Origin of the sequence: Methanosarcina spelaei (genome assembly GCF_002287235.1) — an archaeon.
Taxonomy (GTDB): domain Archaea; phylum Halobacteriota; class Methanosarcinia; order Methanosarcinales; family Methanosarcinaceae; genus Methanosarcina; species Methanosarcina spelaei.
In genome coordinates, this window is sequence record NZ_LMVP01000313.1 from 1 (window position 1) to 1,055 (window position 1,055).

At 29.4% G+C, this 1,055-nt stretch carries 2 protein-coding genes; one reads left to right on the forward strand and one right to left on the reverse strand.

Annotation, left to right across the window (positions count from 1 at the left end; genetic code table 11):
• The first annotated feature begins 180 nt into the window (after window positions 1-180).
• Window positions 181-675, forward strand: coding sequence for a GNAT family N-acetyltransferase (locus ASJ81_RS13545; RefSeq protein WP_095644871.1), 495 nt, complete (start codon window positions 181-183; stop codon window positions 673-675).
• Window positions 676-811: 136 nt separating this feature from the next.
• On the opposite strand, the gene ASJ81_RS22855 is transcribed toward ASJ81_RS13545, so the two are convergent.
• Window positions 812-988: a hypothetical protein gene (locus ASJ81_RS22855; RefSeq protein WP_170943314.1), complete on the reverse strand. Its 177-nt coding sequence runs from the start codon at window positions 986-988 to the stop codon at window positions 812-814.
• Between the last annotated feature and the right edge of the window lie 67 nt (window positions 989-1,055).

The window sequence follows — 1,055 nt, forward strand, 5'->3', positions numbered from 1 at the left end:
GGAAATGCTAACATTCAGGTGTTTTAAAACATCAATCGGATAAAAATGGATTATCAATTACTTTGTAATTAAGTAAATTATTTTATATTGCTGAAAAATTGGAATTACCGTTTTTTCCTGATATGGTTAATTGAAATAATTGCTTGATATTGTCATAAACCTTACTTTAAAGGTGGGTAAATGTATAGTTTAAAAATGGCAACACAAGAAGACCATGATTTTATTTATAATTTGAAGAAGACTACCATGAAAGATTACGTAATAAAAACATGGGGTAACTGGGATGAAGATTTACAGAGAAATTTTTTCAGCAGAGAATCCAAAGAGATAAAATACCAAATTATTGTTGTAGAAGGCAAAAACGTTGGCGTTGTGGCCTTCAGTAGAAATGAAAAATCCATTAATATTGATGAAATCCAAATTTTGCCAGAATATCAGAGTAAAGGAATAGGAACTTTAGTCTTTTCAGATATTATTGCCAATGCTCAAAAGGAAAAAATAGAAACAACTCTCAGAGTATTAAAAGTTAATTTTGTGGCTCAAAAGTTTTATAACAAACTTGGTTTTAAAAAAATTGGAGATACAGAAACTCATTTTCTTCTTAGCAAAAAGCCCAATTTGCATATTTCAGATTATCCGGACATTAAATCCAGAAACGTTCAGACACTAAACTGAAGCATTCTGACCTGTTTTGTCAAGACAGTTGTCGCTAAAAATCTAGAGTTAAGTATATGTTAAGAGGTCATTTTTTCCTTAATACTTATACTGCGATTTCAATGAAGGTTCATGAAACTTAATTTTTCAATGCAGTTCATAAAATCTGGTTTTTCAATGCAGGTTCATGAAACTTGGTTTTTTTAATAGATCCTAAGATCACGGAGCTTTCCATAGAATAAGGAATTGATTTTGGAACTGAAGGTCTAGTTATATAATTTTTTACAGATATTACATAATATGAATTAGGAGTTACGCAGTTGGCTTTTACCACATTGTTTTTAGTAACTCCACAAATATATGAATTAATTTAATGTGTATATGGGATTATTTAAATATGC

Excerpts from the sequence above, each read along its gene's own strand:
- ASJ81_RS13545 (WP_095644871.1), top strand. The coding sequence starts at position 181 with ATGTATAGTTTAAAAATGGCAACACAAGAAGACCATGATTTTATTTAT.